21 protein-coding genes and 1 pseudogene are annotated in these 26,120 nt (G+C 64.2%); 10 read left to right on the forward strand and 12 right to left on the reverse strand.

The annotated features are described in order from the left end of the window. Window positions 1-17: 17 nt before the first annotated feature. Genes pcnB through hda form a run of 3 tightly spaced genes read right to left on the reverse strand, consistent with a single transcriptional unit; the run spans window position 18 to window position 3,057 of the window. Complete coding sequence (pcnB, locus tag C8D04_RS09065; protein WP_116004551.1) at window positions 18-1,601, reverse strand: polynucleotide adenylyltransferase PcnB; 1,584 nt, start codon at window positions 1,599-1,601, stop codon at window positions 18-20. Further along, on the reverse strand, window positions 1,598-2,308 hold the full coding sequence (locus tag C8D04_RS09070; RefSeq protein ID WP_116004552.1) for an HAD family hydrolase: 711 nt from the start codon (window positions 2,306-2,308) through the stop codon (window positions 1,598-1,600). Before C8D04_RS09070 ends, pcnB begins: the two co-directional genes overlap by 4 nt. A gap of 50 nt (window positions 2,309-2,358) precedes the next feature. After that, window positions 2,359-3,057, reverse strand: coding sequence for a DnaA regulatory inactivator Hda (hda, locus tag C8D04_RS09075; protein WP_116006109.1), 699 nt, complete (start codon window positions 3,055-3,057; stop codon window positions 2,359-2,361). 176 nt (window positions 3,058-3,233) lie between these two features. On the opposite strand from hda, the gene purM reads away from it, so the two are divergent. The 3 genes from purM (at window position 3,234) to C8D04_RS09090 (ending at window position 5,958) form a co-directional block, all read left to right on the forward strand. Next, window positions 3,234-4,280: a phosphoribosylformylglycinamidine cyclo-ligase gene (gene purM, locus C8D04_RS09080; RefSeq protein WP_116004553.1), complete on the forward strand. Its 1,047-nt coding sequence runs from the start codon at window positions 3,234-3,236 to the stop codon at window positions 4,278-4,280. Window positions 4,281-4,294: 14 nt separating this feature from the next. Continuing rightward, complete coding sequence (locus C8D04_RS09085; RefSeq protein ID WP_116004554.1) at window positions 4,295-5,365, forward strand: AI-2E family transporter; 1,071 nt, start codon at window positions 4,295-4,297, stop codon at window positions 5,363-5,365. A 194-nt stretch (window positions 5,366-5,559) separates the two neighbouring features. Further along, a complete protein-coding gene (locus C8D04_RS09090; RefSeq protein ID WP_116004555.1) occupies window positions 5,560-5,958 on the forward strand; it encodes a universal stress protein in 399 nt (132 codons plus the stop codon). A gap of 62 nt (window positions 5,959-6,020) precedes the next feature. Here the strand turns inward: C8D04_RS09090 and C8D04_RS09095 are convergent, their stop codons facing one another. Together C8D04_RS09095 and murJ are read right to left on the reverse strand one after the other, a co-directional pair. Beyond that, on the reverse strand, window positions 6,021-6,869 hold the full coding sequence (locus C8D04_RS09095; protein ID WP_116004556.1) for a tetratricopeptide repeat protein: 849 nt from the start codon (window positions 6,867-6,869) through the stop codon (window positions 6,021-6,023). 12 nt (window positions 6,870-6,881) lie between these two features. After that, window positions 6,882-8,447 carry a murein biosynthesis integral membrane protein MurJ gene (murJ, locus tag C8D04_RS09100; protein WP_116004557.1) on the reverse strand — a complete coding sequence of 522 codons (1,566 nt, stop codon included), beginning with the start codon at window positions 8,445-8,447 and terminating at the stop codon, window positions 6,882-6,884. Between the two features lie 141 nt (window positions 8,448-8,588). Here murJ and rpsT point away from each other — a divergent pair, with 141 nt between their 5' ends. Next, window positions 8,589-8,888, forward strand: coding sequence for a 30S ribosomal protein S20 (rpsT, locus tag C8D04_RS09105; RefSeq protein ID WP_116004558.1), 300 nt, complete (start codon window positions 8,589-8,591; stop codon window positions 8,886-8,888). A 118-nt stretch (window positions 8,889-9,006) separates the two neighbouring features. On the opposite strand, the gene C8D04_RS09110 is transcribed toward rpsT, so the two are convergent. Both C8D04_RS09110 and purN read right to left on the reverse strand, forming a co-directional pair. Then, entirely contained in the window at window positions 9,007-10,860 is a 1,854-nt protein-coding gene (locus C8D04_RS09110; RefSeq protein WP_116004559.1) for a M48 family metallopeptidase, read from the reverse strand. Between the two features lie 183 nt (window positions 10,861-11,043). Continuing rightward, a complete protein-coding gene (purN, locus tag C8D04_RS09115; RefSeq protein ID WP_116004560.1) occupies window positions 11,044-11,625 on the reverse strand; it encodes a phosphoribosylglycinamide formyltransferase in 582 nt (193 codons plus the stop codon). Window positions 11,626-11,645: 20 nt separating this feature from the next. Between purN and C8D04_RS09120 the strand changes: the two genes are divergently transcribed. The 3 genes from C8D04_RS09120 (at window position 11,646) to C8D04_RS09130 (ending at window position 14,834) form a co-directional block, all read left to right on the forward strand. Continuing rightward, window positions 11,646-12,317 (forward strand): YceH family protein, encoded by a 672-nt coding sequence (locus tag C8D04_RS09120; RefSeq protein WP_116004561.1) that lies wholly within the window; start codon window positions 11,646-11,648, stop codon window positions 12,315-12,317. 86 nt (window positions 12,318-12,403) lie between these two features. Then, window positions 12,404-13,585 (forward strand): acyl-CoA dehydrogenase family protein, encoded by a 1,182-nt coding sequence (locus C8D04_RS09125; protein WP_116004562.1) that lies wholly within the window; start codon window positions 12,404-12,406, stop codon window positions 13,583-13,585. Between the two features lie 133 nt (window positions 13,586-13,718). Then, window positions 13,719-14,834, forward strand: a complete 1,116-nt coding sequence (locus C8D04_RS09130) for an acyl-CoA dehydrogenase family protein (RefSeq protein WP_116004563.1) — start codon at window positions 13,719-13,721, stop codon at window positions 14,832-14,834. 180 nt (window positions 14,835-15,014) lie between these two features. Here C8D04_RS09130 and C8D04_RS09135 read toward each other — a convergent pair whose 3' ends face one another. The 4 genes and pseudogenes from C8D04_RS09135 to C8D04_RS09150 all read right to left on the reverse strand — a co-directional run bounded on the left by C8D04_RS09135 (window position 15,015) and on the right by C8D04_RS09150 (window position 20,324). Continuing rightward, window positions 15,015-15,647: a DUF3617 family protein gene (locus tag C8D04_RS09135; protein WP_116004564.1), complete on the reverse strand. Its 633-nt coding sequence runs from the start codon at window positions 15,645-15,647 to the stop codon at window positions 15,015-15,017. 161 nt (window positions 15,648-15,808) lie between these two features. Continuing rightward, window positions 15,809-19,027, reverse strand: a complete 3,219-nt coding sequence (locus C8D04_RS09140) for an IPTL-CTERM sorting domain-containing protein (protein ID WP_116004565.1) — start codon at window positions 19,025-19,027, stop codon at window positions 15,809-15,811. Window positions 19,028-19,198: 171 nt separating this feature from the next. Next, window positions 19,199-19,657 (reverse strand): annotated as a pseudogene (locus C8D04_RS09145) (transposase). 109 nt (window positions 19,658-19,766) lie between these two features. Continuing rightward, window positions 19,767-20,324: an HNH endonuclease gene (locus tag C8D04_RS09150; RefSeq protein WP_116004566.1), complete on the reverse strand. Its 558-nt coding sequence runs from the start codon at window positions 20,322-20,324 to the stop codon at window positions 19,767-19,769. Window positions 20,325-20,489: 165 nt separating this feature from the next. Between C8D04_RS09150 and C8D04_RS09155 the strand changes: the two genes are divergently transcribed. The 3 genes from C8D04_RS09155 to lspA all read left to right on the forward strand — a co-directional run bounded on the left by C8D04_RS09155 (window position 20,490) and on the right by lspA (window position 25,008). Further along, on the forward strand, window positions 20,490-21,524 hold the full coding sequence (locus tag C8D04_RS09155) for a bifunctional riboflavin kinase/FAD synthetase (protein ID WP_116004567.1): 1,035 nt from the start codon (window positions 20,490-20,492) through the stop codon (window positions 21,522-21,524). Between the two features lie 128 nt (window positions 21,525-21,652). After that, window positions 21,653-24,505, forward strand: coding sequence for an isoleucine--tRNA ligase (gene ileS, locus C8D04_RS09160; RefSeq protein ID WP_116004568.1), 2,853 nt, complete (start codon window positions 21,653-21,655; stop codon window positions 24,503-24,505). Beyond that, a complete protein-coding gene (gene lspA / locus C8D04_RS09165) occupies window positions 24,505-25,008 on the forward strand; it encodes a signal peptidase II (RefSeq protein ID WP_116006110.1) in 504 nt (167 codons plus the stop codon). The genes ileS and lspA overlap by 1 nt, the downstream gene beginning before the upstream one ends. 53 nt (window positions 25,009-25,061) lie before the next feature. Here the strand turns inward: lspA and tsaD are convergent, their stop codons facing one another. Further along, complete coding sequence (gene tsaD / locus C8D04_RS09170) at window positions 25,062-26,114, reverse strand: tRNA (adenosine(37)-N6)-threonylcarbamoyltransferase complex transferase subunit TsaD (RefSeq protein WP_116004569.1); 1,053 nt, start codon at window positions 26,112-26,114, stop codon at window positions 25,062-25,064. Window positions 26,115-26,120: the final 6 nt, after the last annotated feature.

The raw sequence follows: 26,120 nt of genomic DNA on the forward strand, positions 1-26,120 counted from the left end.
TGGGCCCGCTGTACCGGTTATTCAGTCGCCGCCGATGCGCTGCCGCCGTCGGAACCCGCACCGGGCTTGCGGCGGCGGCGACGGCGTTTTTTGGGGGCACTGCCATCGGGCAACTCTTCAGGGCCTGGCAGAGCGTCAGCCCTTGATTCTGACGTGAGCCCGCGCGGGTCTGCGGGCGCGGAACGCGGGACGCGGCGCACCACGGGCTGGGCACTGCGCGAGCGTGCTTTTTGCTCTTCACGCACCTGCTCCATGAGGTCGTAGCGCTCGGCCTCGTCGGCGGTGCTGAACTTTTGCCACCAGTCGGCCAGTGCCTCGTCCACTTCGCCCACATCGGCGCGCAGGCGCATGAAGTCAAACCCCGCACGAAAACGCAGCTGCGCCACCATGCTTTCGGGCACGCGGCCCGCACGCTTCTCGAAACGCGGCTGCATGACCCATATTTCACGCATGTCGGCAGCCAGCTTGCCGCGGCCCGACACATCACCAATACGCTGGTTGAACACATCGTCGATGGCGTCCTGCAGCGCCGGGAAAGAATGCTCACGCCGGTTCATGCGCTCGGCCCAGCCGTTGCGTACGTCTTCCCACAGCACGCAGGCCAGCAGAAAGCTGGGCGCCACGGGCTTGCCTTCGCCTACGCGGCGGTCGGTATCGGTGAGGGCGGCGCGCACAAAGGCCGTGTCGGCACGCTCGACCACCACGTCGAGCAGCGGGTAGATGCCGCTGGCCATGCCGAGCTTCTTGAGCTGCTCGATGGTGGCGATGGCATGGCCCGTTTGCAGGAGCTTGAGCATCTCGTCGAACATGCGGCTTTGCGGCACGTCCTGCAGCAGCTGCTGCGACTGCACCAGAGGCGCGGCGGTCTTGGGTTCGAGCGTGAAGCCCAGGCTGCTGAGCTTGGCCACAAAGCGCACGGCGCGGATGATGCGCACCGGGTCTTCACGGTAGCGCGTGGCGGGGTCGCCAATCATGCGCAGCAGCTTTTTCTTGGCGTCCTGGATGCCCTTGTGGTAGTCCACCACGATCTGGCGCTCCGGGTCGTAGTACATGGCGTTCAGGGTGAAGTCGCGCCGCGTGGCGTCTTCGTCCTGCGGCCCCCAAACGTTGTCGCGCAGCACCCGGCCCGAGGCATCCACGGCGTGCTGCATGCCGGCGAGCTGCTGCTTGCTGGTCTTTTCGTTGCCGGCGACCTGCTCGGCCGCCGCATTGTCCATGTGGGCGCGGAAGGTGGACACCTCGATCACCTCATGCTCGCGCCCGCGCCCATGCACGACGTGCACGATGCGAAAGCGCTTGCCGATAATGAAGGCGCGCCGGAACAGGCCCTTGACCTGCTCAGGCGTGGCGTTGGTGGCCACGTCAAAGTCTTTGGGGCGCAGGCCCAGCAGCAGGTCGCGCACGGCGCCACCGACGATGTAGGCTTCGAACCCCGCCTGCGTGAGGGTGCGCACCACGTCCACGGCGCGGCGGTCCACCAGCTCGGGGTTGATGCCGTGTACCGAGGCCGGTACTTCCTCGCGCTTGCCAAAATGCGGCTTGCCGCGCGAGGTGCCGGGGGTCGATTTGCCCAGCAGTTTGTCGATGAACTTCTTGATCATGGGTGTGGAGTGAACAGGTCGAGTATGCGCCAGCCGCGCTCTTGCGCCAGGGCGCGCAGGCGTGGGTCGGGGTTGGTGGCGACGGGATGGTCGACTTTTTCGAGCAGCGGCACATCGTTCATGGAGTCGCTGTAGAACGTGCTCTCCACGCCCTCCCAGGCGAGCTGCCGCTCAGCCAGCCATTGTTCCATGCGCCGCACCTTGCCTTCGCGCATGGTGGGCGTGCCCTTGATCTCGCCGGTATACCAGCCGCTGGCGTCGCGCGCCAGTTGCATGGACAGCAGTTCCTCCACGCCCAGCGCCTGGGCAATGGGCCGGGTGACGAATTCGTTGGTGGCGGTAACGATGAGCACCTTGTCGCCCGCCTGCTGGTGCTGGCGCAGCAAGGCCAGTGCCTCAGGCCGGATGGCTGGCGCAATCACCTCGCGCATGAACTGCGCGTGGGCGGTGGCAGCCGCCTCGGGCCCGCGCTGGCGCACGGATTCGGTGGCAAAACGCACATAGTCGTGCACGTCGAGCGTGCCGGCCTGGTAGTGGGCGTAGAACTCGTCGTTGCGGCGCGCAAACTCCACCGGGTCGTTCCAGCCGATGCGAATGGTGAACTCGCCCCACTCGTAGTCGGAGTCGATCGGCAGCAGGGTGTGGTCCAGGTCGAACAGGGTCAGCCGGGGACGCTGCGCCGCGGTGGCCGGTGTATCAAGGGTCATGGGTGGGTCGAAAGAAAGCAAAAGAGGGGGCTACACGTGATAAGCACGGGCTATGCGGATTCCAGCATCGCCTTAAGCAAGGGGATGGTGATGGCACGCTGGGTTTGCAGTGCATAGGCGTCAAGCTGGTTCAGCAACTGCATGAGGCTGCCCAGATCACGCGAGAAGCGGCTGAGCATGTAGTCCATCATCTCATCGCCAAGGAAGATACCGCGCGCATCGGCCTCCTGGCGCAGCACTGCGCGGCGGGCCGCCTCGTCCAACGCATGCAGCTGGAACACATGGCCCCAGCCCAGGCGGCTGCGCAAGTCGTCGCGCAGCGGCAGATCGGCTGGCGGCAGGCTGCCCGCGGCCAGCACCCAGCGCTGCGTGCCGCTACCCGGGCTGATGGCGTTGACGAACCAGTTGAAGGCCATGGCCTGTTGCGCAGTGGAATACAGGTGCACATCGTCCAGCAGCACGGCGGACCAGCGCTCGTCGAATTCGGGCGGCTCATGCAGGGCGGGCTCAAACCAGCCCACACTGGCCCCTTGCTCGCGCAGCGCAGCGCGCACCGCCTTGAGCAGATGCGACTTGCCGCTGCCCGTCTCACCCCACAGATAAGTGGGCACAGGCGACCGCGTGGTCTGGCTGCTGCCCGCTCCGGCCCACAGGCGCAGGTGCTGCAACGCGGCCTCATTGGGGCCGGCGAAAAAATTGGCCAGCGTGGGCCCCGTCACCAGTCCGATATCCAGCGCCAGCTGCTTCATGGCGGCAGCCCGCAGCCACGTTGGCATGTGCGGGAAGAAAAGACGTGGCAAAGCATGGATGAAAGGGGCAAAACAGGTGGCAACAAAAGAGGGATTGGGCCGCACAGGGTGCGCTGCCCGTAAAATCTGCGCAAATTTTAGTCTGCCGCGCACGCTGGCCCGTGCCTTTCCTTGCCATGAGCACTTCTGTCCCCTCTTCCTCCCCCCTGTCCTACAAGGACGCTGGCGTTGACATCGTCGCGGGCGACACCCTGGTCGAACGCATTAAACCCCTGGCCAAAAAGACCATGCGCGAAGGCGTGCTGGCCGGTATTGGGGGGTTTGGCGCCCTGTTCGAGGTGCCCAAACGCTACAAAGAGCCGGTGCTCGTCTCCGGCACCGACGGTGTGGGCACCAAGCTCAAGCTGGCGTTTGAGTGGAACATGCACGACACCGTCGGCATCGACCTGGTGGCCATGAGCGTGAACGACGTGCTGGTGCAGGGTGCCGAGCCGCTGTTCTTCCTCGACTACTTTGCCTGCGGCAAACTCGATGTGGACACGGCCGCAGCCGTGGTCGGCGGCATCGCCAAAGGCTGCGAACTCTCGGGCTGCGCGCTGATCGGCGGCGAAACCGCCGAAATGCCCGGCATGTACCCAACAGGCGAATACGATCTGGCCGGTTTTGCCGTAGGTGCGGTCGAAAAGTCCAAGATCCTCAATGGCCAGAACGTGCGGCCCGGCGACGTGGTGCTGGGCCTGGCATCGAGCGGCGTGCACTCCAACGGTTTCTCGCTCGTGCGCAAGTGCATCGAACGCGCCGGCAGCACGCTGCCCACCACACTGGACGGCAAGCCCTTCAAACAAGCGATCATGGAGCCCACACGCCTGTACGTGAAAAACGTGCTGGCCGCGCTCGCCGCACACCCCATCAAGGCCCTGGCCCACATCACCGGCGGCGGCCTGCTGGAGAACATTCCGCGCGTGCTGCCCGAAGGCACCGCCGCCCACCTGCAAAAAGGCAGCTGGCCGCAGACCGAGTTGTTCGCCTGGCTGCAGCACACCGCTGGCATTGACGACACCGAGATGAACCGCACCTTCAACAACGGCATTGGCATGGTGGTGGTGGTGGATGCCGCCCACGCCGAGGCCACCGCAGCCATGCTGCGTGCGGCCGGGGAACAGGTTTACACCATTGGCACCATCGCGCCGCTGGGCGGCGGCGCTGCCGTGGTGGTGGCCTGACGCGGCGGCGCTCCATGGCGCAGCCCCCTGGTTCGTCCTTGGTCATCACCGGCGCCCCAGGTGCCAGCCGCGCGCCGCGCAGCGTGGTGGTGGCCAGCTACCTGTTGATGGCTGCTGCGCTGCTTCTGGTCATGTGGCGTGGCCTGCTGCCAGGGCTGCTGTGCGTTTGCCTGGGGTTCCTGTTGACGCGCTCCTTCGCCCGCGGGCTGGCCCGCCTGCGGCGCGCGCCCGCACCCACCGCCCTGCCGCACGAGGCGCAGGTGGCGGCTGCCGCACTGGTCATGCTGGCACCGCTGGCGCTGCTGGTGCTGGGGCTGACGCATTCGCGCGGCTACATCGTCGAGGCTCCGCAGCAGTACCGCGAGCTTTTGGAATATATGGCCGTCACCGTGCGTGAGCTGCGCCTGAAATTACCCGCGGATTTTCCCATCCAGTGGCCCGAGGGCGCGGCCGACATCCAACGCACCATCGCCAACTACCTGGGTGCCAAGGCCGGCGCGCTGGCCGTGGCAGGGCGCGCTTGGCTGGGCGCCATCCTGTACGCCTACGTGGGCCTGCTGATCGGCACCCTGGCCGCCGTGCGCGCCCCGGGCACCCTGCACGGCCCGCTGGCACAGGAACTGGTGCTGCGCGTTCGCCTGTTCGGCGAGGCGTTCCGCCAGATCGTGGCAGCCCAGTTCTGGATTGCGGCATTCAACACCTTCCTGACGGCGCTGTTCCTGCTACTGGTGCTTCCTTACTGGGGCCTCAAGCTCCCTTACACCCCGGCGCTCATCACCCTGACCTTTGTGGCGGGGCTGGTTCCCATCGTGGGCAACCTGCTGTGCAACACCGTCATCACCATCGTGGGGTTGTCAGTGTCGCCCCTGGCGGCGGCGGCCTGTCTGGGCTTTCTGATCCTGATTCACAAGGCTGAATACGTCATCAACGCCAAGGTGGTGGGCAGCCGCACGCAGATGGGGGTGTGGGAACTGCTTTCCGTGATGTTCGTGGCCGAGGCCGTCTTTGGCCCGGCCGGGCTGGTGGCGGCGCCGCTGTTTTACGCCTACCTCAAAAAAGAGCTTATTGCAGCGCGGCTGATCTGAACGCTGCACGCTGCACCGTGCACGCAAAGCAACTACGGCGACACTTCATCGCACGATGCCGCCCCGGTTTGTAGTGAACCACGGTGCCGTGCTGCTACCATTCTGAATACGGCCCGGCAAGGGCTGTTTCGGACACGGCATGCGCCACAAGCCATGCCGGTCCGCCATTCAAACCAATCAAGGAGACACCGCACATGACCATCCTCGTCGCTTACGTGCCCCGCCCCGAAGGCCGGGCCGCACTGGACAAGGGCATTGAAATCGCCAAGCGCCGCCAGGAACCGGTGCTGATCGTGAACGCCAGCCCTGGCGGCCAGCAAGAGGACGCCTCCCTGGCGCCCGGCTTCGAAGTCGAACAGATCGAGGCACAGCTTGCTGCTCAAGGCATCCAGGGCGAGTTCAAGCAATTTGTCCGCGGCAAGAATGCTGTGGAGGAAATCAACGACCTGGTCGAGACACGCGATATTTCCGTTCTCATCATCGGCCTGCGCAAGCGCACCGCCGTGGGCAAGCTGCTTCTGGGCAGCGTGGCCCAAGAGTTGCTGATGACCGTGCCCTGCCCGGTATTGTGCGTGAAGGTCGCGAACGCCTGATCGCCGCAAGCTATCAAAAATAGAGCATCTAACGCCCATTTTACGGGCGTTAGATGCTTTTTTTATATATTTTTTCGCAGCGATCTCACCCGCTCGGCAATGGCGGCGATGTCCGGCCGTCCTTGGGCATGTGCGAGGTAATGCTCCAGATCGTCCAGCGCCTGTGCGGTGTGGTCGCATTCGGCATGGACCAGGCCCCGGTCGCGCCGCTCGTCCCAGGCATCGGGCAGCAGCACGACCAAGCGGTTGAGCACCGCAATCTGGCGTGGTGCATCCTGCTGGGCGCGGTACACCTCTTTGAGGTTGCGCAGCATGCGCGCCACAATCTCCCGCGGCTGGGCCGCCTGCAGGTACAGACCCAGCGGCGGATTCTCGGTTGATGCACTCCCGGAATCCGACTGGAAAGGCAAGAGGCGCTCAGACAGCTCCTCACGCGAGAGCGATTGTCCGGTGAAAGGATCGATCAGCACCTGCCCACCGGGCAGCAGCGCCTTGACCATGAAGTGCCCCGGAAACGCCACACCCCGCACATGCAGCCCAATGCCCTGGGCCAGCTCCAGCCACAAGACACCCAGGCTGATGGGGATACCACGGCGTGTGTGCAGCACCTTGTGCAGGTAGCTGTTGCCCGGGGCGTAGTAGTCGTTGACGTTGCCGCCAAAGTCCAGATCCACAAAGAAAAACTGGTTCAGCGCCCGCAGGCGCTCGAGGGCCGGGGCATCGGCTGGCAGGCGGCGCTGCAGGCGTGCCAGCAGCCCATCCATCTCACCCAGTACCTGCTGCACATCGAAGCCGGGGTATTCGTCCTGCGCAATGCTGGCAGCCGCTTCGAGCAGCGGAAACCCCTTGTCGCCCTGAACCAGGGCAGCAAAGTATTCAAGGGGCGTGGGAATGCTGAACGAGAGTTGCATGACAAAAATCCTTCAACGCCGCAGCAGCGCCCGAAACTTCAGGCCTGCCACCCACAGCACGCCGAAATACAAACCTGCCGCACCCACCACCACCAGCGCCAATAAACCGGCACGCTGCAAGCTGTGGGCACGCATCTGCAGCCAGTCAAAGTGGTCAGACGCCCACAACAAAAACACGGCCATCAAGACGCTCGCGGCCAACACCTGCAGCATATACAGCCGCCACCCCGGATTGGGGCGAAAGCTGCCGCGGCGCAGTAAACCCACCAGCAGCCACAAGGCATTGACCAGCGCGCCCAGACCAATGGACAGCGCCAGCCCGGCATGTGCCATCAACGGCACCAACGCCAGATTGAGCAACTGCGTGATCACCAGCACCGCGATGGCAATTTTGACGGGGGTACGCACATCCTGGCTGGCGTAGTAACCAGGCGCCAGCACCTTGATGGCGACGAGCCCCAGCAAGCCTGCGCCGTAACCCGCCAAGGCCACGGCAATCTGCCCCACATCGCCGTCCGTCAGCTTGCCGTGGTGGAACAGTGTGGCCACGAGCGGGCCAGCGAACGTGAGCAGCGCCACCGCGCAGGGCACGGCCAGCAACACCACGATGCGCAGCCCCCAGTCGAGCATGGCCGAATACTGCTGCGCATCGCCCGCCGCCCTGGCTGCCGTGAGTTGCGGCGTGAGCACCACGCCCAGCGCCACGCCCAGCAGCGCGGTGGGAAACTCCATCAGGCGGTCAGCGTAAAACAACCAGGTCACGCTGCCCGGCGCCAGATGCGAGGCAATCTGCGTATTGATCAGCAGCGATATCTGCGCCACCCCTACACCCAGCAGAATGGGAGCCATCAGCTGAAGCACACGGCGCACGCCAGGTTCGGCCCAGGCGCTGCGAATTGCGGCCCAGGTCAGACCGATGCGCGGCAGCAGCCCCAGGCGGCGCAGCACAGGCACCTGCGCGGCCAGTTGCAGCACGCCCCCCAGCATCACCCCGGCCGCCATGGCAAAAATGGGCTCGATCCCCCAGGCCTCGAACCGGGGCGCCAGGAGCCAGGCCGCGCCGATCATGCACAGGTTGAGCAGCACGGGCGAAGCCGCAGGCACGGCAAAGTGCTTCCAGGTGTTCAGGATGCCCGCCGACAAGGCCACCATCGACATGAAACCGATGTAGGGGAACATCCAGCGGGTCATCAGCACCGCTGCGTCGTAAGCTTCTGCGCTTTGCCGCAGGCCGCTGGCCAGGGCCCACACCAGCAAGGGCGCACCCAGCACACCGACCAGACAGGTCAACACCAGCACCCAGGCAAGCACGGTGGCCACGCTGGCGATCAGGCGCTGCGTGACCTCGTCGCCGTTCTGCGCCTTGGTGGTGGCCAGCACCGGGACAAAGGCCTGGCTGAAGGCCCCTTCCGCAAACAGGCGGCGGAAGAGGTTGGGAATCCGGAAGGCGACGTTGAATGCATCGGTCAGCGCATTGGCCCCGAACACCGAGGCCATCAGAAGGTCGCGTATGAGCCCCGTCACACGGGACGCCAGAGTGAGCAGGGAGACGGTGGAGGCAGATTTGAGCAAGGTCACGGCGCAAAGTGTATGCGCTGCGCCCACAAGGCTGTCACTGCGTTGTAACCATTCCCCAGGGCGGCACAGCAGGATAAAAATGCCCTGGGCTATAATCTTTGGCTTTGCTGGCATCATCCTCAGACACAAGGAACCTCAATCATGGCATCTGCTAAACCCAAGAAGAAGAACCCGCGCCTGGCGTCGGGCCGCAAGCGCGTCCGCCAGGACACGAAACTCAACGCCGCGAACACCTCGCTGCGCTCCAAATACCGTACCGCCGTGAAGAATGTCGAAAAGGCCATTTTGGCCGGCGACAAGACCAAGGCGGTCGAACTGTTCGCCAAGATGCAATCCGTGGTGGACAACGTTGCCGACAAGGGCATCTTCCACAAGAACAAGGCCGCTCGCGATAAGAGCCGCCTGTCCGCCAAGGTGAAAACCCTGGCACTGGCCGCCTGACCTTTCAGGCAAACAGCCCGGGCGGCCCCGCCGCCCGCCGTTTGTAACGGGTGCGCTGCCAGCAAAACGAACAAACCGCCTTCGGGCGGTTTTTTCGTTTCAGCGGGAAGCTCTGTTCTTACCGCTGAAAGACGGGCGTCCCCGCGTAACGCCGGACTTCTGCCTCCGTGGGCGACTCCCCCGGCCACAGCACCAGTACAGGCCCGGGCAGGTTCAACTGGCGCTCCAGGCGGCGGCACAGGTGAAAGCTGCCTTCTTCATCCAGGCCTGGCAACTCCACGCACAGCAGGTAAGCGCGGCGCAAAGGCGCCTCGCGCAGGTTTTTGCTCACCAGCCAGGCCTGCGCGACCGGCAGGCACTGCATCAAGCCCGCCTTGAGTTCCGCCTGCTCAAAAGCGCTGAGATCATGGGGCTTGGTACGGCCGAAGAATGGTTCGCTACTCAATTCTTCCCAGATACGATCCTCGATCTCCTGGGCACGGTCCAGGCGTCTGCGCCACTGTTTGTAAGCCGCAGCATCGTGCTCCATGCCGGGCCGGGAAGTTTCCAGCTCGGCCAGTGCGGTGCGGGCCGTCCACCAGCGCTCATCGCCCGCGCAGTCCCACAGGCTCTGCAGGCATTGCAGCTTGGCTTGGCGATCCGTGTCGGGCAGGCTCAGCAACAGGCCGCGCAGTGCACCGGCGTTCTGGGGGTCGCGTGCCAGAGCCTGCTCGTACAGCGGGCGCACAACGGCGCGCGGATCGAGCAGGCGCATGAGCCGTGCCAATTCGACCAGGTCCTGGGCCTGGTTTTGCGCCATGCCCGCACCCAGCGCCTGCACGCGCTCACGCACCTGCACCAGCCAGGCGTGGTGCAGTTTCCATTCGCTGGCGTGGTCGCGGCACCACTGCTTGTCGAATTGGGCCACCCAGCGCTTGGCCTCCGAGCCCAGAAGCTCCATCGCATTGCCGTGCGACCAGTCAGGCAGGATGGGCGGCGTATCCAGCGCCTCGATGCGGTCGCGCAGGACGGGGTGGGTATCTTCCAGACCGCTCAGGCGCTGCAACGCCTGGCGCAGTGTGTCGTTGGCAAACGCGGGGTCCGGCATGCGGGCCAGGCGACGGCGCAGCGAACGGTAGGGGCCGACCGGCAAGGGGTTGTCGGCCGCCTTGCTCCAGTGGCGCGCCCAAAACTCGGACTGCATCCACGCGCCACGCACTTCCATCTCGATCAATGCGGCGGCAGCCACGTCGCGCCCCATCATGCGCCCGGCAATGCGGTCGGCTTCGTATTCGTCCTGGCGGGCCAGCGCAAAAGTCTTGGCTGAAAAGCGTGGAAAGTACCACCGCAAAAAGGCCTGTGTGGCCGCGGTGACCGGACTGGTGGCGTCCTCCAGGCCATGGTGCAGCTGCATCCAGGCCAGGCGCGAACGGTAGATCCACGCTGCAAACCGGCCGTGGTCACCGCGCAGGTGGCCATATTCGTGCGCCAGTATCGCCAGGAAGCGCGGCCGGTTCAGTGCCATGAGCAGCGGCAGGCCAATCGTGAGGTGGTTGACCGACCCGCCGAGAAGGCCATAGCGCGGCACCTGCTGGATGCTGGCGTTGAACTCATCGTTCAGCCGCACATGGTGGATCATCGGCGCACGTATCTTGCGGCGGATACGTTCCAGCGCCTCGAACAGGGCTGGCGCTTCAAGCGCCGTAATCTCCACCCCGTCAGGTTCGTCCAGCCGAATCCAGAGCGCGCGCAGGCTGATCCAGAACAACCCACCCGCCGCTATTAGCAGCAACACCAGCCCGAACCGCAAGCGCCCCTGCAGCAGTTGCAGCCCCGCCCAGCCCACCAGGCCCGCGCCCAGCACCAGGCAGCCCAGCACCCAGGCATATCCAAGCATGGCAAAAGCCCCCACGCTGAGCCGGTAGGCGCGGCTGTTCTCGGCACTGGCGTGCTCGCTCATGCGCACCATGTGCACGAAATCTGCCTGTTCCACTGGTAGCCCCTTCTGGCGACGCTTGAATGCCCGCCATCGTACCCATGAAAAAGCACCGTCCAGCCGACGGTGACGCGCTGTGCGCAAGGAGGCCCCGTGGATAGGGCGGACGGTGCCATGGGCTCCATCGCCCTGAAAATGTATAAAAATAGGCTGTAACGCTTTATGGAAGAGCGTAAACAGCTACATTTTTGATAGTAAACTTGCAATCGCACGCGGATAAATCACATGTTCCTGCGTCAACACCCGCGCCGCCAGCAGGTCTGCAGTGTCACCCGGCAACACGGGCACCACCGCCTGGTCCACGATGGGACCCAGGTCCAGCTCCGTCGTGACCTGGTGCACGGTACAACCGGCAAACTTGCAGCCCGCGTCAATGGCGCGCTGGTGGGTGTGCAGGCCGGTGAAGGCCGGCAAGAGCGATGGATGGATGTTGACCAGGCGGCCGGCGTAGTGCGCCACAAAGCCGGGCGAGAGAATGCGCATGAAACCGGCCAACACCACCAATGCGGGCTCGTAGCGGTCGATCGCCGCGGCCAGGGCGGCATCAAAGGCCTCGCGGCTCTCAAACAGCTTGTGGTCCAGCACCTCGGTGGCAATGCCCTGCGCGCGGGCCACTGCCAGCCCCTGGGCATCGGCCTTGTTGCTCAGCACTGCCGCTACGTGGGCGCCGTGGCGCAGCGCCCAATTTTCTTGCTGCGCGGTTTTCACAATGGTGGCCATGTTGGAGCCGCTGCCGGAGATCAAAATCACGATGTTCTTCATTTGCCGTCATTATCCCCACCATGCCCTTTGACCCCACCTCCCGCCCCCTGACCGCCATCGAAGCCCGCGTGCTGGCCACCCTGATGGAAAAAGCCCGCACCGTGCCCGACAGCTACCCGCTCTCGCTGAACGCGGTGGTCACGGGCTGCAACCAGAAAACCACGCGCGACCCGGTGATGAACCTGAGCGACGCCCAGGCCCAGGAGGCGCTCGATGCGCTCAAGCTGCTGTCGCTGGTGTTTGAAACCAGTGGCAGCCGCACCACGCGCTATGAGCACAACTTCCAGCGCGGCGTGGGCGTGCCCGAGCAATCGGCCGTATTGCTGGGCCTGTTGATGCTGCGCGGCCCGCAGACGGCGGGTGAGTTGCGCATCAATGCCGAACGCTGGTACCGCTTTGCCGACATTTCCTCGGTCGAGGCTTTCCTCGATGAACTGCAGGAGCGCAGCGCCGAGAAAGGTGGGCCGCTCGTCGTGCTGCTCCCCCGCGCCCCGGGGACACGCGAGCCGCGCTGGGCGCACCTGCTGTGCGGCCCCGTGGACGCCACCAGCTTTGGCAGCGGCACCGAAGGCAACTCCCCCGGCCTGCAGGCGCGCATGGACACGCTGGAGGCCGACGTGGCCGCACTGCGCGCCACCGTGCAGCGCTTGTGCATCGAACTGGGCCTGCCGCCCGAAGCGGCAACGGAGTAAGGCGCTCGCTGAGGGATGTCTCCATTTGGACAGATCAAAAACGAACGACCGTGCTACAAATACAACCTCACTAGGAGACGCACCGCATGGATCTCGCATTCACCCCTGAAGAACAAGCCTTCCGCGAAGAAGTTCGCGCCTGGGTTGGCAGCCATCTGCCCCCGGAAATTGCCCACAAGGTGCACAACGCCCTGCGCCTGACGCGGGACGACATGCAGAACTGGGCCAAAATTCTCGGCAAAAAGGGCTGGCTGGCCTTTGGCTGGCCTAAGGAATTCGGTGGCCCCGGCTGGACGGCCGTGCAAAAGCACCTGTTTGAAGAAGAGTGCGCTCTGGCGGGCGCGCCGCGCATCGTCCCGTTTGGCCCCGTGATGGTGGCCCCCGTGATCATGGCCTTTGGCAACGCAGAGCAGCAAAAACGCTTCCTGCCTGGCATCGCCAGCGGCGAAGTGTGGTGGAGCCAGGGCTACAGCGAACCGGGCTCGGGGTCTGACTTGGCCAGCGTGAAGACCCGCGCAGAGCGCGTGGGCAACAAATACATCGTCAACGGCCAAAAGACCTGGACCACGCTGGGCCAGTACGGCGACTGGATGTTCAACCTGGTGCGCACCAGCACGGAAGGCAAGCCGCAGACCGGCATCAGCTTTTTGCTGCTGGACATGAAGTCGCCCGGCGTCACGGTGCGCCCGATCAAGCTGCTCGACGGCGAATGCGAGGTCAACGAAGTGTTCTTCGACAATGTCGAAGTGCCCGCCGAGAACCTCATTGGCGAAGAAAACAAGGGCTGGACCTACGCCAAGCACCTGCTCAGCCACGAGCGCACCAACATCGCCGACGTGAACCGCAGCAAGCGTGAGCTTGAGCGCTTGAAGCGCATCGCCAAGCGCGAAGGCATGTGGGACGACCAGCGCTTTCGCGACCAGATCGCACTGCTGGAAGTGGACATCGTGGCGCTGGAGATGCTGGTGCTGCGCGTGTTGTCCGCTGAAAAGTCCGGCAAGAACTCGCTCGACATCGCCGGCCTGCTCAAAATCAAGGGCAGTGAAATCCAGCAGCGCTACGCCGAACTGATGATGCTGGCCGCCGGGCCCTTTGCCCTGCCCTTCATCGAAGAGGCCATGGAAGCGGGCTGGCAGGGCGACTTCCCAGGCGGCGAAGTGGCCAATGCGCCCCTGGCATCCACCTACTTCAACCTGCGCAAGACCACCATTTACGGCGGCAGCAATGAAGTGCAACGCAACATCGTTGCGCAGACTGTTCTCGGCTGACGCCGACAACAGTCCGCGCATTGCGCGACAGGACTGCTCCCCCGTGCCCCCTCCGGGAGGGGGTTCCAGCTAGAGCTTCGCTGGTTGCACACAGATGGCGCCACGGCGCCACAACCGGCACAAGGAGAGACACATGGATTTTGATTTTTCTGACGACCAGCAATCCCTGCGCGACGCGGTGCGCCGCTGGGTGGACAAGGGTTACACGTTCGAGCGCCGCCGCAGCACCGTGGCCGCCGGTGGCTTTGACCGCACGGCCTATGGCGAACTGGCTGAACTGGGCTTGACCGCGCTGACCGTGCCCGAGGCACAAGACGGCATGGGCCAGGGCCCCATCGACGTGATGGTGGTAATGGAAGAACTGGGCCGCGGCATGGTGCTCGAACCCCTGGCGCACGCCTTTATCGCGAGCAGCGTACTCACGCAGTACGCACCGGCCGAGCTGCAGGCCGCCTGGCTGCCGCGCATTGCCAGCGGCGAAGCGCTGGTCGTCTTGGCGCAGCAAGAGCGCAAGGCGCGCTACACGCTCGAAAAATGTGAAGCAAAAGCGGCTCCAGCGCAATCTGGTCATACGCTGACAGCTACGAAAAGCATAGTCCCCGCAGGCGACCAGGCCGACGCCTTCCTGGTGCCTGCGCAACTGGACGGCCACATCGCCCTCTTCCTGGTCGAGCGCTCGGCCAGCGGCGTCAGCGCCCAGGGTTACGTCACGCAGGACGGCAGCCGCGCCGCCGAGGTGCAGCTCGAGAACGCCCCTGCCACGCTCATTACCAAAGACGGCCTGGCCGCGCTGGAACTGGCCGTAGACACCGGCATCGCCGCGCTGTGCGCCGAAGCCGTGGGCGTGATGGACAAGGCCGTGGCGCTGACGGTGGATTACATGAACCAGCGCAAGCAATTCGGCGTCACCATCGCCAGCTTCCAGGCGCTGCGCCACCGCGTGGCTGACATGAAAATGCAGCTCGAACTGGCCCGCTCCATGAGCTACTACGCCAGCCTCAAGCTCGCCGCCCCCGCAGGCGAACGCCGCACCGCCATGGCCCGCGCCAAGGTGCAGCTGGGCCAATCCATGCGCCACGTGGGCCAGCAGATGGTGCAACTCCACGGCGGTATTGGCGTGACCGACGAGTACATCGGCAGCCACTACTTCAAAAAGCTCACGCAGATGGAAATGACGTTTGGCGACACCTTGCACCATCTGGGTGAGGTGTCCAGCCGCATGCAGGAGACGGCGGGGGTGTTTGCCTGAACGGAGCAGCGCCACCCGGATTTAAAAAAGCCCCGCAGGCGTTGTGCCTGCGGGGCTTTTCCGTTGTGCGGGTTGGCCTGCCCATACCGCAAAAAAATCAAAAAAGAGAGCTGCCAGCGCTTACTGAATAAGCGCTAGCGCCTTGTTTGGCTCTAAAAATCCACCACATGCGGCAAAGGCTCAGTGGCTATGCCCTTCATGCCCACGCCCTTCGGCGCGTTTCTTGTCGTCCACCACATTCACCGTGACGCCATTGGGCAGCACCATGTCACCAGGGCGCTGGCCCGGCTTGCAGGCTCCCAGCCAGCGGCCTTCAAAAGCCGTGCGGCCGGTGTTGTTCAGGGGCGCCTGGGCGTATTGCACCGAGAAGACCCCTTGGTAGGCGGACTGCAGGTCGCCCGTCAGTTCCATCTGCATCTCCACGCGGTTGTCGTGCACGTAGCACACGGTGCGAATGTCGTGTCCCCCGCCCTTGCTGCGGCGTTTGGACGAAATCTTGCGGCAATTTTCCTGGCCGGGCACGATGGACAGCAGCATGACGGGCTCCGCCTCGGCACTGGTGCATTGCTGCACCGTTTGCGCCCTTTGGGGGCCCTGGCCTGCGCGCTTCAGGGCCAGTTCCCCGCTGCGCAGTGTCACCTCCCACAGGCCGCTCTTGCGCGCGGGCAGGGCAGACTTATGGGCGGCCCGCTGGGTGGCCGTACCGGCGGCTGCCTTGCTGGCCGCAGGCGCGGCGACCGGTGCATCCTGCGCGGCGCTGTGCGCGGCCATCAGCGCCGCACACAGCACAAGGCCGTAGTGGCTGTATTGCATTTGTACCCCGTGAGTATTTCAAAAAAGATAGCTGTTGGCGCTTTATATATAAGCGTTACAACCGGATTTTATGGAGAAAAAGCCAGCGGCGCACCTCGGCGCCGCTGGCTTTGTTGTAGCGGGCGGGCCGTGTGCCACGGCCCGCCGTTTTCAGTGCCGCCTCAAGGCATCTGGCGGCGGCGCATGCCCAAGGCAAACAGCGCCATCAGGGCCGACAGAATGATCAGGCCCCACTCGCTCAGGGTGGGAATGGAGGTCGCGCCACCCGAACCAGGCCCCGCCGCCACGAAGGCAAAGTTCGCTACGCAGCTCGCGGCCGCAGCGTTCACTGTGTAGGTGTAGGGCGCCGTGGGGCTCAGCGTACCCGCGCATGTAGACCCAGCGATGAGACGCGGCACAAAACCCGCAGCGGGCGTGACCGTCCAGACGCGCGTGTCGCCAATGGCCAGCACGGTTTCTCCTGCGCTGTTCTGCCCGGGCGTGGTCACTGTCCCGTTGCCGCCAGGCACATTCGTCGTTACCGTGATCGCTCCTGCAGCAGGAACAAATCTCACGTTTACGCCGCAACTAGATTGCGCATTGGTCACGCTGAAGGTGTTGCCGGTGCGTATGCCGGGGCAGGTACCGTCGTACACAGCCACATTGCCCACACCAGGTGTTGCCGTATAAGTCAAGCCACCACCACGCGCCACGGTGGTCGTACCAGAAGGTGTGATCGAGCCGCCTCCGCCGATCACCGTTCCGGTGATGTCCACCGTCTGGTTGGTAAACGTCACGTTGAAGGCACAGTTCGCGTTCACCGGCGTCACCGTATAGGTGTTGCCCACCAGCGTGCCAGGGCAGTTGCCGGTGACCAGCGGTAAATATCCTGGCGCCGGCGTAAAGGAATAGGTGCGCGCACCGCCCCGGGCCAAGTTCACTGTTCCTACAGTATCGATGCTGCCGTTGCCGCCATTGACGGAGGACGTCACCGTGACCGGGTCGTTGGTGAACGAAGCAACCACCGTGCAATTGCTGGCGGCGTTGGTCACCGTGTAGGTGTTGCCCGAGAGCGTGCCGGAGCAGGTACCGCCCACCACGGGGGTGTAGCCGGCAACGGGCGTGAGGGTGTAGACCGTGCTGTTATTGCCGGGTGGCAGCGGGCCTGTGGCTCCCAGGGGGCCAATCGTGCCGTTGCCGCCCGTGACCGAGGAGGTCAGCGTCACGCCAGTGACAAACTCCACGGTGAAGCCGCAGTCCGCCGTTACGGGGTTGACCGTGTAGGTGTTACCGCTCAGAGTGCCGGTACATGCCGCGCCCGCAGCCGGGGGCTTGATCACGGGGTACTTGCCTGGATCGGGATTCAGGGTGAACACCTTCGAGCCGCCCTCTTCCACCTGCTGGGGAGTATTGGGCCCGATGGAGCCACCGCCGGCGGGATCAACCGCAGGCGTGACGATGTAGGCCTTGGCGAAATTGGCCGTGGCCGTCACGTCGGTGGTGCCCACAGTGATCACGCACACGTTGCCGCTGGTACTGGTGCAACCCGTCCAGCCCTTGAAGATCGAGCCAGCGTGGGCCACGGGCGTCAGGCGCACTTCATCGCCTTCGGCCACTGGCTTCGTGGTGCCCGTAGTGGAGCAGGCCGTGCTGGCGTCGCCGCAGACCAACCCGCTGGGCACGGCCAGAATGTGGCCCGCGCCCGCACCGGTTGCGTTGGCCGTCACGTTGTGCTGGGTGCCCACGGGGGCGTTCAGGCCTGCCGTGTTGTTGGACAACTGGGAATCGCTGGTGCCCACAGGTGGGGTCACCGTGACTGCAGTGCTGACCGGCGTTGCCGCCGCACCCGTCGTGCCGGTGATGGTGTAAATCACCCCCTCACCCGCAGGCAGATCCGGGTTGTCATTGATCGGGCCCGTGCCGCTCGGATTGCCACAGGCGGCCGTGGTGGAACCGGGCGCCGGAGCACAAGTCCAGGTAACACCCGTGAGACCCGCCAGCGTTTGAATGACCTTCGAATTGAGTGAATCGATTCCACTGAAGTTGGACACCGTGACCGTGATTGGAATCGCCAGCGCGGTACTGGGCGGGTACGAAATCGCACCGCCATTGCTGACCGTCACGCCCAGATCCACCACGGTCGCACCTGCGCCCAGGACGGTCGTCTTGACCATCGGGCCGATAAAGGCGCTGGTCGTGTTGGAGCGGATGTCGTAGTCACCGTTGTTGACCACGTTGTTGGGGCCCGTGGTGGCGGCATCCGCCGGCACGGTGAACTTCACATCGAAGCTGCCGCTCTGGCCATCGTTCAGCATGCTACCTGGCTGGGTGCCGACATCGCATTCGATGTAGTCCGCCCGAGGTGCGGCTCCGGCATGGGGGCCGGAGCACGAAGGCGGGATTGAACCCGTCACGAACGTGGTGTGTTTGCCGTCTTCCGTGATCGGCGCGGCCACACGCACCTTGGAGCCCAGGGCGATCACACCGCTGTTGTTGGTGTAGTTGTAGGTGTAGGTGATCTGCTCACCGGGCTTGGTGGTCGAAGGCCCGGTGGCCGCCACCGACAGGCCTGGCATGAAGGCACCCACCGCGTCCAGATAGACCCGGGCCTCGTGGTAGGCCGCGCCGGGAGAGCAATTGGCGGCATAGACGATGAGCGTGACATCGTCACCCACATCCAGCAGGCCATTGCCGGGGGCAATGTCAAAACCTTGCCAGTCCGTGTAACGGTAGTCACCCACACCAGCCCCCCCCCAGCCTGCACCGGCTGGCGCGGATTTTTGCCACGGCACGCCACTCTGGTTGGCGTAGTTGAAGGTCTGGAAGAGCACCGTGCCCTTGGTATCGTTGCGCACTTCCACATAGAAGTAGGGTTGCTGCACCCCCGAATGCCCGCCATCGGCCAGCACCGGGGCCATGCCGAAGCGGACGTGGATCTTGCCGTCGATGGGATCCACATCGGCCACTGTCATCTTGGCGGTCTGCTCGATGGAGCTGGCCGCATTCGCATCCCGGTCGTTAAGCCGGGCCGCGTGGTTGCCCCACCGGGGATAGGTCAGCGTGCCCGCATTCGTCCAGGGCACATTCACGGTCGGGCCGCTGAGCACAGCGCTCCGTGTGCTGCCTGCTGTCTTGGCAGACAAGCCTAGGGCATTGAGCGTAATAGGTGCTACGGAGCCCGTCGGAGGAGGAGAGGCGGGGAGCGCTGCTCTCGTGTAGCTATTAAGCGTCCAGTTACTGAAATTGCCGGTCTCGAACCCGCCGTTGTCAAAACCCGCATGCGCCATAGGCGCCGCGAGCAAAACACCCCCGACCACCAGGGCTCCAGCCCGCAAGGCTTTGGCACATCTGCGCGCCAAGCCATTCAGCAGCCGTGGCTGCCCCGTCTTTAAGTTATGCATCCATCTCTCCTCTTAAACAAGACCTGTAGATCACATGCTGGCCGAAATCACCCCACGCGCACGATTTGCAACAATCTTTGACATTTCGTGCACAAATACCGCTTGCCACGGGGGCAGATCACTAGGGCGTGTCATCAATCCGTTTCGAGGGTGTAGCGAGGTTGCCAGGGGTCATGCCAACCACACCATGGATGCCGCCAGATGGATGGCCCCCAGAAAGTTGCGGGCAGTCTTGTCGTAGCGTGTGGCAATGGCCCGGTACTGCTTCAAGCGTGCGAAGAAGTTCTCGATCAGATGGCGTGCCTTGCACAGGTGACGGTCATATTCGCGCGGCTGTTTGTTCGTCGCACGCGAAGGAATGACCTCTGCCTTGCCTTTGTCCAACAACGGCTCGATCAGCCGGGCCTGGGCGTCATAGGCCTTGTCAGCAAGGATGGTTTGCGCGGGTGTGTCTTTAAGCAAGACATCTGTGGCGGGTGTGCACGGCACGGAAATCGCCAAAGCGGGCAGGCAGATCCCGCCAGGGGATGCCTGCACGGCAGCGGTAGAGCGCTGCATCGACGAACAGTCGGTTGTCTTTTGCAGTGGCTCCAGGCTGTCCTGCCTGACCAGATAGCAGATATCCTTGATGCGCTCCCATTGGGCATCAAGGAGGGCATCTCTGCATCTTTTAGTTACGGCCTCTACGCAGCACCGGGGCTGTGGCTTTCAACTGCAGGGTATTGATGGATGGCATTTTCTAGTTGAGCAGCCGCGACGAGTGCGGCAAGTGGGCGGCCAAAAACTCCATCTGGTCGCTCAGGATGCGCCGGTTGCGCAGGATGAAGTCTTCCCACAGGCTGGGCTCGTAGGGGGTATAGAGCAGGGGCATGTGTGCCTGCTCCGGCGTGCGCGGGCCTTTGCGGTGATTGCAGGGGCGGCACGCGGTGACTACATTCATCCAATGATTTTGGCCATTCCGTGCAAAGGGCACGATGTGTTCGCGCGTGAGGTCTTCTTCGTGAAAACGATTGCCGCAATAGGCGCAAATGTTGCGGTCGCGTGCGAACAGCTTGCCGTTGGTGAGGCTGGGTTTGAGGTCAAAGGGGTTGACGCCCGGTACGCCACGGGTACCGATGATGCTGTTGACGCCAATCACCGACTGCCGTCCCGTCACTGCGTTGTGCCCGCCGTGGAAAACAGCAATTTCCCCGCCCGATTCCCAGCGCACATCGCCCGCCGCGTAATGGATAACTGCCTGTTCCAGCGAGATCCAGGACTGGGGCAGGCCCTGGGACGACAACTTCAAGACTTTCACAACACGCCTCCTCGAACAACACTGCATGCAAGGAATGGATGAGGCAGCCACGCACCTGTCACGCAGGGCGTGGCCGCTGCGTCACAATATACGCTGTTTTCAAGTCAAATCAGTGTCTTGCGCTGTATGGCCGTGCGCAATGTGCTATTAAAAAGATAACGCTTCATGAAAATCTTTCGCGGCTTCCGCCATCCCGGAATTGCCCCTGCCTGCGCGCTGACGATCGGCAATTTCGACGGCGTGCACCGGGGCCACCAGGCTATGCTGGCGCTGCTCAATGGAGAGGCGGCGCAGCGTGGCATTCCCAGCTGCGCCCTCACCTTCGAGCCCCATCCGCGCGACTACTTCGCAGCCGTGCAAAACAAGCCCGCGCTGGCGCCCGCGCGCATCGGTACTCTGCGCGACAAACTCAGTGAACTGGCCCGCTACGGCGTGCAGCAGACGGTGGTGCTGCCGTTTGACGCCCGGCTGGCATCACAGTCGCCACAGGCTTTCATCCGCGAAGTATTGGTGGACGGCCTGGGCGCGCGCTATGTACTGGTGGGTGATGACTTCCGCTTTGGCCGGCAACGTGCCGGCGACTACGCCATGCTGGACACGGCCGGCCAGGCCCAGGGCTTCGATGTGGCGCGCATGATGAGCTATGAAGTGCACGGCCTGCGCGTCTCCAGCTCCGAGGTGCGTGCAGCCCTGGCGGCCGGGCGCATGCAGGACGCGGCGCAGCTGCTCGGGCGCCCCTATGCCATCTCGGGCCATGTGGTGCACGGGCGCAAGCTCGGGCGGGCATTGGGCGCCAGCGCCTTGGATGCGGGCGATGGTTTTCGCACCCTGAATCTGCGCTTTGCGCACTGGAAGCCCGCCGCCAGCGGCATTTTTGCCGTCACGGTGCACGGCCTGGCCGAGCACCCCCTGCCCGGCGTGGCCAACCTGGGTATTCGCCCCTCGCTGGACCCGCAGGACGTCAACGGCGGCCGCGTGCTGCTCGAAACCCATTGCCTTGAATGGCCGCAGCATCTGGGCGCCGAAGGGGCCTACGGTAAAATCATCCGTGTGGAACTGCTGCACAAACTGCACGACGAGCTCAGGTACGACAGCCTCGATGCCTTGACCCAGGGCATTGCGAAGGACTGTGCCGATGCGCGCGCCTGGTTTGCCGCCCACGCTGAAACCTGCCGCCAGACCACGCGCGACCGAATTTGATGCGTTGGCACCGCCCGCCGCCTTCGACAGGCTCAGGCAGGCAGACCGCCAACATCCCCTGCCACCGCCTTCCGGACGCTGTAGCGCCCGGGCCGAGCTTGTCGAGCCTTCCCCGAAAACCATTCGCCATGTCCGACGCCAACAACGCCAGCCCCACCGATTACCGCAGCACCCTGAACCTGCCCGACACGCCCTTCCCCATGCGCGGCGACCTGCCCAAGCGCGAACCGGGCTGGGTACAGGAGTGGGACGAGAAGGGCCTGTACAAAAGGCTGCGCGATGCCCGCCACGGCAAACCCAAGTTCATCCTGCACGATGGACCGCCCTACGCCAATGGCCAGATCCACATGGGCCATGCGGTCAACAAAATCCTCAAGGACATGATTGTCAAGGCGCGCCAGCTCGAAGGTTACGACGCGCTGTATGTGCCGGGCTGGGACTGCCATGGCCTGCCGATCGAGAACGCCATCGAGAAGAAATTCGGCCGCAAGCTCTCGCGCGACGACATGCAGGCCAAGAGCCGCGCCTACGCCACCGAGCAAATTGCGCAGCAGATGCTCGACTTCCAGCGCCTGGGCGTTCTGGGCGAATGGGACAACCCGTACAAAACCATGAACTTCGCCAACGAGGCGGGTGAGATCCGCGCGTTCAAGCGCGTGATCGAGCGGGGCTTTGTTTACCGCGGCCTCAAGCCCGTGTACTGGTGCTTTGACTGCGGCAGCTCGCTGGCCGAGTTCGAGATTGAATACGCAGACAAGAAAAGCACCACCCTCGACGTGGCCTTCAAAGCCCATGATCCGGCCCGGCTGGCCGCCGCGTTTGGTATCCCGCAGCTGACCAAAGACGCCTTTGTCGTCATCTGGACCACCACGGCCTGGACTATTCCGGCCAACCAGGCGCTCAACCTCAACCCGGCCCTGCCCTATGCACTGGTCGACACCGAGCGCGGCCTGCTCGTGCTGGCTGCCACGCTGGTCGAAGACTGCCTGGCACGCTATGGCCTGACCGGCCAGGTGATCGCCACGGCCCTGGGCGAGAAACTCGGCGGACTGGAATTCGAACACCCGCTCTACGACATGGACGCGGGCTACCGCCGCCTCTCGCCCGTTTACCTGGCCGACTACGCCACGGCCGACGACGGCACCGGTATCGTGCACTCTTCGCCCGCCTACGGCCTGGAAGACTTCAACTCCTGCCGCGCCCATGGCTTGGCGCTGGATGACATTCTCAACCCCGTGCAAGGCAATGGCGCGTATGCGGCCGAGTTCCCGCTGTTTGGCGGCCAGCACATCTGGAAGGCGGTGCCGGTCATCCTCGATGCGCTGCGCGTGGCCGGTCGCCTGATGGCCACCAAGGACATCACGCACAGCTACCCGCACTGCTGGCGCCACAAGACGCCGGTGATCTACCGCGCCGCAGCCCAGTGGTTTGTGCGCATGGACGAGGGCGAAGGCGTCTTCACCCAAGACAAGGCCCCTAAAACGCTGCGCCAGACCGCCCTGGAAGCCATCGAGCACACCAGCTTTTACCCTGAGAACGGCAAGGCCCGCCTGCGCGACATGATTGCAGGACGGCCCGACTGGTGCATCTCGCGCCAGCGCAGCTGGGGCGTGCCCATCCCGTTCTTCCTGCACAAGGACTCGGGCGAGTTGCACCCGCGCACCATGGAAATCCTGGACCAGGCCGCTGCCATCGTCGAAAAGGGCGGCATCGAGGCCTGGAGCCGCGTGACGACCGAAGAAATCCTGGGCGCCGAAGACGCACCGCACTACACCAAGAGCACCGACATCCTGGAAGTGTGGTTCGACTCCGGCTCCACCTTCAGCCATGTGCTGCGCGGCACGCACCCCGAGGTGCACCACGACAGCGGCCCCGAGGCCGACCTGTATCTGGAAGGCCACGACCAGCACCGCGGCTGGTTCCACAGCTCGCTGCTGCTGGCCAGCGCGCTCGAAGGCCGCGCGCCCTACCGCGGCCTGCTGACCCACGGTTTCACAGTCGACAGCCAGGGCCGCAAGATGAGCAAGTCGCTGGGCAACGGCATCGACCCGCAGGAGATCAACAAAAAGCTGGGCGCCGAGATCATTCGCCTGTGGGTGGCTGCGAGCGACTATTCGGGCGACATTGCGGGTGACGAAAAGATTCTGGCGCGGGTGGTGGATGCCTACCGCCGCATCCGCAACACGCTGCGCTTTTTGCTCGCCAACGTGAGCGATTTCGACCCCGCCCAGGACGCCGTGCCTTTCGAGCAGATGCTGGAAATTGACCGCTATGCGCTGACCCGCGCTGGCGAATTCCAGGCCGAGGTACTGGCGCACTATCGTGACTATGAATTCCACCCCGTGGTGGCCAAGCTACAGCTGTACTGCTCCGAGGACCTCGGCGGCTTCTACCTCGACGTGCTCAAGGACCGGCTCTACACCACCGGGGCCAAAAGCCTGCCCCGCCGCAGTGCCCAAACTGCACTGTGGCACATCACCCACGCCATGCTGCGCTGGATGGCTCCGTTTCTTTCGTTCACCGCCGAAGAAGCCTGGAAGCTGTTTGGCAATTCGGACTCCATCTTCCTGGAAACCTATGGTGCCATCGGCGTCTCGGCATCGAGCGACGAAGGCATGCTTGCCAAATGGGGGCGCATCCGCACGATCCGCGACCTGGTCAACAAGGAAATCGAACAGCTGCGCGCCGCCGGCCAGGTGGGCTCGTCGCTGCAGGCCTGCGTGGAACTCACCGCAGGCCCTGAAGACCACGCCCTGCTCGCCAGCCTGGGGGATGACCTGAAGTTCGTGTTCATCACATCCGCTATTCAATTGATAGCTGGTAGCGATTTACAGATAAGCGTTACAGCCAGTTTTGATGCCAAGTGCGAGCGCTGCTGGCACTACCGCAGCGATGTGGGCCACGATGCCGCCCACCCCACCCTGTGCGGGCGCTGCACCAGCAACCTCTATGGCGCCGGTGAACACCGGGCGTGCGCCTGATGGCCCGCTCCACGGGGTGGGCTGGCCGCCCGAGCGCGCGCCTCTGGCCCTGGCTGGCCTGGGCGCTGCTCATCCTGATCGCAGACCAGTTCACCAAGACACTGATCCTGGGGTACTACCAGCTCGGTGATGCCACCTTCATCACCAGCTTCTTCAACATCGTGCGGGTGCACAACACCGGGGCAGCGTTCTCCTTCCTGTCCACGGCGGGGGGCTGGCAGCGCTGGCTGTTCACCGGCATCGGGGTGGCGGCAACCCTGTTCATTCTGTGGCAACTGCGCCAGCATCCGGGGCAAAAGCTGTTCTCGTTTGCGCTGTCCAGCATCCTGGGCGGTGCCATTGGCAACGTGGTCGATCGGCTGATGCACGGCTACGTGGTGGATTTTTTGGACTTCCACTGGGCGGGTTCGCACTTTCCCGCATTCAACATCGCCGATGCCGGTATCACCGTGGGCGCGGCCTGCCTGATCCTGGACGAGCTGCTGCGCGTCAGAAAGACGTAACACCCCCCTGCGTCGCCTGCGGCGCGGTGGCTGCTGGCCTGGGCCGCGCCTGCTTACGCGCCCTGGATGGCGTTCAAGGGCCAGCGCGGCTTGACGTCGAAGGCATAGTCGAACCGGGCCTGCTGCTGGCCTGACTGCAGGCGCATGGCGGCCGCCATGGCAATCATCGCGCCGTTGTCGGTGCACAGGTGCAGTTCAGGGTAGTGCACGCGCACATGCCGTGCTGCGCAGGCGGCGTCCAGTTGCGCACGCAACAGGCGGTTGGCACCCACGCCGCCTGCGACTACGACGCGCTTGAGCCCGCTGTCCTGCAGCGCGGTCAGCGTTTTTTTCACCAGCACATCCACAATGGCGGCCTGCGTGCTGGCGGCCAGGTCGGCCTTGCGCGATTCCAGTTCATCGCCCAGTTTGCGCGCCTGGGTCAGTACCGCTGTCTTCAGTCCGGCAAAGGAAAAATCCAGGTTGCCACTGTGCAGCAAGGGGCGCGGCAGCTTGAAGGCTGTGGGGTCGCCCTGCTCCGCCAGGCGCGACAGCGCCGGACCGCCGGGATAGCCCAGGCCCATGAGCTTGGCGGACTTATCGAACGCCTCGCCCGCCGCATCGTCAATGGTTTCACCCAGCAGCTCGTAGCGGCCCACGCCTTCCACGCGCATGAGCTGTGTGTGCCCACCCGAGACCAGCAGCGCCACAAAGGGAAATTGCGGCGGATCGGCACTCAGAAAAGGTGACAACAAGTGGCCTTCGAGGTGGTGCACGCCCAGCACGGGCTTGTCCAGCGCGCAGCCCAGCGCACAGGCCACGCCCGCCCCTACCAGCAGAGCCCCCGCTAAGCCAGGGCCACGGGTATAGGCCACCACATCCACTTCGGACAGGCGGCAACCGGATTCGGCCAATACCGTTTCGGCCAGCGGCAACACACGCCGGATATGGTCACGGCTGGCCAGCTCGGGCACCACGCCGCCATAGGCCTGGTGCATTTCGATCTGGCTGTGCAGCGCGTGCGCCAGCAAGTCCGGCACGCCGCTGCCCTGCGTGCGCACCAGCGCCACGCCGGTTTCGTCACACGATGATTCGATGCCCAGCACCAGCATGTTTTGCACGTCCATGGGCGG

Origin of the sequence: Simplicispira sp. 125, from assembly GCF_003096555.1 — a bacterium.
Lineage (GTDB): Bacteria > Pseudomonadota > Gammaproteobacteria > Burkholderiales > Burkholderiaceae_C > Simplicispira.